This window comes from Streptomyces sp. NPDC006265 (assembly GCF_040613555.1).
Lineage (GTDB): Bacteria > Actinomycetota > Actinomycetes > Streptomycetales > Streptomycetaceae > Streptomyces.
The window spans coordinates 1-5746 of record NZ_JBEXSH010000587.1 but is presented as its reverse complement, the minus strand read 5'-3'; the positions used below and the strand labels follow the sequence as shown (position 1 = coordinate 5746).

The 5746-nt window shown below is 72.8% G+C and carries 6 protein-coding genes; 4 read left to right on the top strand and 2 right to left on the bottom strand.

What is annotated here, in order from left to right; genetic code table 11:
- Window positions 1–231: methyltransferase domain-containing protein (locus ABZ281_RS34590; protein WP_356661994.1), on the bottom strand; the 231-nt coding region annotated here is incomplete at its 3' end.
- Window positions 232–410: 179 nt separating this feature from the next.
- The gene (locus ABZ281_RS34585; RefSeq protein ID WP_356661992.1) at window positions 411–974 is read right to left on the bottom strand and encodes an SAV_6107 family HEPN domain-containing protein; all 564 of its coding nucleotides are present in this window, start codon (window positions 972–974) and stop codon (window positions 411–413) included.
- Between the two features lie 168 nt (window positions 975–1142).
- Between ABZ281_RS34585 and ABZ281_RS34580 the strand changes: the two genes are divergently transcribed.
- The 4 genes from ABZ281_RS34580 to ABZ281_RS34565 form a co-directional block, all read left to right on the top strand.
- A complete protein-coding gene (locus tag ABZ281_RS34580; protein WP_356661990.1) occupies window positions 1143–1949 on the top strand; it encodes an ATP-binding cassette domain-containing protein in 807 nt (268 codons plus the stop codon).
- Window positions 1921–4005: a YhgE/Pip domain-containing protein gene (locus tag ABZ281_RS34575; protein WP_356661988.1), complete on the top strand. Its 2085-nt coding sequence runs from the start codon at window positions 1921–1923 to the stop codon at window positions 4003–4005. Before ABZ281_RS34580 ends, ABZ281_RS34575 begins: the two co-directional genes overlap by 29 nt.
- A gap of 47 nt (window positions 4006–4052) precedes the next feature.
- On the top strand, window positions 4053–4682 hold the full coding sequence (locus ABZ281_RS34570) for a TetR/AcrR family transcriptional regulator (protein WP_189589681.1): 630 nt from the start codon (window positions 4053–4055) through the stop codon (window positions 4680–4682).
- 432 nt (window positions 4683–5114) lie between these two features.
- The coding region (locus ABZ281_RS34565) for an NAD(P)-binding protein (protein WP_356661986.1) at window positions 5115–5746 on the top strand (632 nt) is incomplete at its 3' end.

The window sequence follows — 5746 nt, the reverse complement described above, 5'->3', positions numbered from 1 at the left end:
GGCTGCGCGGCGCTCCAGGGCGAACAGCGCGTTGGGGCTGGGGTCGACGACGGTGACCCGGTGGCCGAGGCGGGCGACGGGCACCGCGAAGTTGCCGCTGCCGCCTCCGGTGTCGAGGACGTCCAGCGACTCCCGACCCGTGGCCTTGACCCGGCGGTCCAGGGCGTCCTGGAGGACCTCCCAGACCACGGCGGTACGGAGTGAGGCGCGGGGGCGCATCGGGTCCGACACGGCAGTTGACTCCTCGGCGCGGCACCGCCTCTTGCACGGCGGCGCGAACGGGGCGTCTCCCCCGGCCCCGGCCTCGGGGAGGGAAGACTTCAGGCGTCCCCCACCCTATTGCCTCGGCCACGGCGTCCGGATGACCCGGTCCCGGGGTGCCCCACGGGTCGGGCGGGCCCGGGCCGCGCTCAGCTCGCGTCCGGCATGTCCCTCCCCGCGCCGGGGCCCTCCGGCCGGTCCTGGTCCGGGCGGGGCTGCGGGAGGACCGGCTGGAGGACCAGCATCCGCTCGACCAGGCGCAGGAACATCGCCACGTCCCGTATCAGGTCGTCCGCGTCCCGGCCGGTGGCCGCGTCCTGGATGCCGGCCTCGGCCCGGGCCCGGCGGCGGGCGCCGGAGGCGAACAGCGCGCTCCATTCGGTCAGTTCGGGCGCGATCTCGGGGAGCACTTCCCAAGCGCTCCGGATCTTGGCCCGGGCCCGGGGCGAGGTCTCCGGGCGCCCCCGGGCGGCGAGCACCGCGGCGGCGGTGCGCAGGGCGGCCAGATGGGCCGTCGCGTAGCGCTCGTTGGGCGTTTCCAGGGCGGTGGCCTCGTCGAGGCTCGCGCGGGCCTGGGCGAGCAGGTCGAGGGCGGCGGGAGGGGCCGAGGACCGGCGCAGTACGGGGTGCACGTCGCTCGCCGGGCCGGTCAGTGAGGGGGCAGGGCCGGTGGCGCGGCGCCGACGGGCGGCTGCTGCGTGGTAGTTGGCCATGACGAACCTCCTGTCGTCTGGGTGACGGCACCTCCCGTCACGGAGTGCCGTATGTGACCCATCGTGAGGTATGGCACTGACAATCCGTTCTGACCTGCTGTTTTGCTTCGCTCGTAGGTTCGGAGTAGTTTTTGCACTGACCAGTCAGTTCAAATTCAGGGGAGACTCGTGGGGGAACAGGCGGGAGGAGTGCGGATCGTCGCCGACGGCCTCGGGATCAGGGGGCCACGGGGGTGGGCGGTCCGCGGGATCTCCGTCGACGCCGAGCCGGGTGCGCTCATCGCGGTCGAGGGCCCGTCCGGGTCCGGCCGCACGTGCCTGCTGCTCGCGCTGACGGGGCGGATGAAGGTCTCGGAGGGATCGGCCGCCGTGGGCGACGCGAGGCTGCCGAAGCAGATGGCGGCGGTGCGCGGCGTCAGCGCGCTGGCGCACGTCCCGGGGGTCGCCGACCTCGACCCGGCGCTGACCGTCGCCGAGCACCTGCGGGAACGGGCACTGCTCCAGCGGCGGTTCGGCGCGTCACTGCGCGGACTGCTGCGGCCCCGCGGAGAGCGGGCGGCCGAGGCCGGCCGACGCGTCGAGGCCGCGCTCGAAGCGGCCGGGCTCGACCTCGAGGCACTGCCCAAGGGGCCGCGCACGGCCGTCCGGGACCTGGAGCGCCTGGAGGCGCTGCGGCTGTCGGTGGCGCTCGCCCTGGTCGGCGGGCCGCGGCTGCTCGGCATCGACGACACCGACCTCAAGCTCTCGGACGGTGAACGCGAGGAGGTCTGGGCGCTGCTCAGGTCCCTGGCCGACGCCGGGACGACGGTCGTGGCGGTGTGCAGCGAGGCTCCCGAGGGCGCCGTCAAGGTCTCCACCGCGCAGAGCCACGAAGAGCCGCCCACCGAGGACGAGGCAGAGCGGGCCGACGAGACCGACCGGGCCGACCAGGGAGAGGAGAAGGCCGATGCGTTCGCCGAGACTGGCCGCGCTTGAGCTGCGCCGCTTCGGGCGGGGGAAGCTGCCGCGCGCCGCGCTGGTCGCGCTGCTGGTGCTGCCGCTGCTGTACGGCGCGCTGTATCTGTGGTCGTTCTGGGACCCGTACGGCCGCCTGGACAAGATCCCGGTGGCGCTGGTGAACGACGACAAGGGGGCGACCGCCGACGGGAAGAAGATCACGGCGGGCGACGACATCACGAAGGGCCTGCACGACAGCAAGACCTTCGACTGGCAGGAGGTGAGCGCCGCCGAGGCCCGCAAGGGCGTCGAGGACGGCAGCTACTACCTGTCGCTCACCCTGCCCGCCGACTTCAGCGAGCGGATCGCCTCCAGCTCCGGGAACACCCCGGAGACCGGCGCCCTCCAGGTACGTACGAACGACGCGAACAACTACATCGTCGGGCAGATCTCCCGGACGGTCTTCGGCGAGGTGCGGCAGGCCGCGTCCACGAAGACGTCCCGGTCCTTCCTGGACAAGATCTTCGTGTCGTTCTCCGACATCCACGGCAAGACCGTGAAGGCGGCGAAGGGCGCCGACCGGCTCAACGGCGGTATCGGCAAGGCCGAGAAGGGGTCCAAGGACCTCGCCGACGGCCTGAAGGACGCCGAGGACGGCAGCGGCAAGCTCTCCGCGGGTCTGAAGAAGCTCCACACCCGCGCGGGTGAGCTGGAGGACGGCTCGAAGCAGGTCGCCGAGGGCACGCAGAAGCTCGCCGACCGGGTCAACGGCACCGCCGACAAGGTCGGCCCCTTCCTGAAGGGCAACGAGAAGACCATCGGTGACACCGCCCAGCTGGTCGCCGACTCCTCCGGGGTGATCCGCAAGCACCTGGACACCCTGGTGAAGACGGCCCCGACCGCCGCCAAGGACGCCCGCGCCGCGTCCGGCACGCTGACCGACGTCTACGCCCGGCGCTGCGACGATCCCGTCCTGCCCGACGCGGCCTGCTCCGACCTGAAGAAGGCCAAGGACGCCGCCGCCGACGTGACCACCATCGCGGACGACCTCAACACGCTGATCGCGGACCAGGACGGCGACCTGGACAAGCTCGACAAGAACCTCGCGACCCTCCAGAAGCAGTCGCAGGCCCTCGCGAACCGCGCACCGCACCTCTCCGAGGACCTCACCGATGCCGTCAAGAAGATCAACAAGCTGAACGACGGGGCGGCCGAGGTCGCCGCGGGCGCGAAGAAGCTGCACAAGGGGATCGGCACGGCCAAGACCGGCGCCGTCGACCTGGACAAGGGTGTCGGCAAGCTGAAGACGGGCGCGGACGACCTCAACGGCGGCATCTTCAAGCTCGTCGACGGCTCCGGGAAGCTCGCCGGCGGTCTGCACGACGGGGCGGAGAAGATCCCGGACTACGACGAGCAGGACCGCGACCGGCGCACCGAGGTCATGGCCGATCCCGTGCGGCTCGCCTCCCAGGACCTGCACAAGGCGCCCAACTACGGCACCGGGTTCGCCCCGTACTTCATCCCGCTGTCCCTCTGGGTGGGCGCGATGGTGGCGTACATGCTGATCGCGCCCATGAACCGGCGCGCGCTCGCCGCGGGCGCCTCGGCGTGGCGGATCGCGCTGGCGGGCTGGCTGCCGGTGGTGGCGATCGGAGTGCTGCAGACCGTGGCGCTGATGTCGGTGCTGCACTGGGCGATCGGCCTTCAGATGGCGCGAGCGGCCGGGACCGTGGGCTTCCTGTTCCTGGTGACGGCATGCTTCGCGGCGATCGTGCAGTGGCTGAACGCGCGCTTCGGGGCGGCGGGCCGGATCCTGGTCCTCGCGCTGCTGATGCTCCAGCTGACCTCGGCGGGCGGCACGTACCCCGTCCAGACCAGCCCCGGGTTCTTCAACGCGCTCCACCCGTTCCTGCCGATGAGCTACGTCGTCGAGGCCCTCAGGCGGCTCATCACCGGCGGTGGACTCGAACCGGTGTGGCACGCGTGCGTGGTGCTGACGGCGTTCACCGCGGGCGCCCTCGCGCTGACCGCCGTGGCGGCCCGCCGGCGCCAGGTGTGGACGCTGGACCGGCTGCACCCGGAGCTGAGCCTGTGAGCCCCACCGTCACGCCCCCCGGAGGAGTTCCTGTGACAATCAGGGCCATGGAAAGCAGCAGTGCCGCGTCGGGCGGCAGCACGCGCCGCGAGGCCACCCGGCAGAAGCTCTACGAGGCGGCCGTCACGCTCATCGCCGAGCAGGGGTTCTCCGCCACCACCGTGGACGAGATCGCCGAACGTGCCGGGGTCGCGAAGGGCACGGTCTACTACAACTTCGCGAGCAAGTCCGTCCTCTTCGAGGAACTGCTGCGGCACGGAGTGGGGCTGCTGACCGCCTCCCTGCGGGAAGCGGCCGACCGCACCGCGCGGGAGGGCGGCAGCAAGGTCGACGCCCTGGACGCGATGATCCGGGCGGGGCTGGTCTTCATCGACCGCTACCCGGCCTTCACCCAGCTGTACGTTGCCGAACTGTGGCGCACCAACCGGACCTGGCAGTCCACGCTGATGGTGGTCCGGCAGCAGGCCGTCGCGGTCGTGGAGGACGTGCTGCGCGACGGCGTCGCCGGCGGTGAGTTCAGCGAGGAGATCGACATCCCGCTGACGGCGTCCGCGCTGGTCGGCATGGTCCTGGTGGCCGCTCTCGACTGGAAGTCGTTCCAGGCGGAACGCTCCCTGGACGACGTCCACGCGGCACTGTCCCGGCTTCTCCAGGGGCGAGTCAGCGGCTGCCGCTGAGCGAACCCGCGCCGCGCATGCGAAAGCGCCGGTCCGGTGTGGCCGCGTCCCCCGCGGGCCACCTCGAACCGGCGCCTTCCGTGCTCCCCCGTGCGTCCCCCCGCACGCCCCCCGTTCGGTCGTCCCCCGGTTTCCCCCGTGCCTCGCTCCCGCCGACACCGCCGGCGGAAGGAGCGGATCGTGGGCCGGCTCCGTTCCGACGCCCCGTGTCGCCGGTGCCGGGGCCGTGCCCCTCTCCGTGCCTCCACTCTCTCGTCCGCACAGGTCGTCCCCCATCCGCGCGCGTACTCAACTCCCCGGCTAGGTACGCATACTCAGTCCTGTGCACGGGGCCCCACGACGCTCCGTCGCCGCCTGGTCACGATCGCCTCCGCGCCCGTACTCGGAGGCCGCGGGCCGGGGTTGCCGGTGGCGGCCGATAAAGTCGCCGGCATGGCACGGATTGCGGTGATCGGCGCCGGGATGGGCGCGCTGACGGCTGCCGCCCGGCTGGCCGTGGCGGGCCACCGGGTGGCGGTGTACGAGCGGACGGACACGTACGGCGGAGCGCTGCGCCGCTTCGAGCGCGAGGGGTTCTCCTTCGACACGGGCCCCGGCCTGCTGCCGCTGCCGGCCGTCTACCGCGACCTGTTCGTCAAGACCGGCAAGGAGCCGCTGGAGTCCTGCGTCGAGCTGGTCCAGGTCGACCCGTCGTCCCGGCACGTGTTCGCGGACGGCACGCGGGTGTCGCTGCCGAACGCCTCGCGCGCGGGCGCCGTGGCCGCCCTGGACGAGGCGCTGGGCGCGGGCGCCGGGCAGCGCTGGGGGGACTTCCTGGTCCGCGCCCGCGAGGCCAGGGACCGGACCCGCCGGCCGCTGCTGGAGGAGCCGCTGTGGCCGAACTGGCAGGTGCTGGCCGAGCGCGAGCCCTACCCGTCGGTGCCGCACAAGCGGCTGCTGCGCACTCGCCGGGCCGCCACCCTCACCGAGATCGGCGCCTGGGAGCTGCGCGACCCACGGCTCACGGCACTCTTGGAGGGCCATGCCCTCGGCCACGGCCTGGACCCCCGGGTCACCCCGGCGAG

Coding starts and splice junctions, on each gene's coding strand:
- ABZ281_RS34585 (WP_356661992.1), bottom strand. CDS start 974: ATGGCCAACTACCACGCAGCAGCCGCCCGTCGGCGCCGCGCCACCGGC.
- ABZ281_RS34575 (WP_356661988.1), top strand. CDS start 1,921: ATGCGTTCGCCGAGACTGGCCGCGCTTGAGCTGCGCCGCTTCGGGCGG.
- ABZ281_RS34570 (WP_189589681.1), top strand. CDS start 4,053: ATGGAAAGCAGCAGTGCCGCGTCGGGCGGCAGCACGCGCCGCGAGGCC.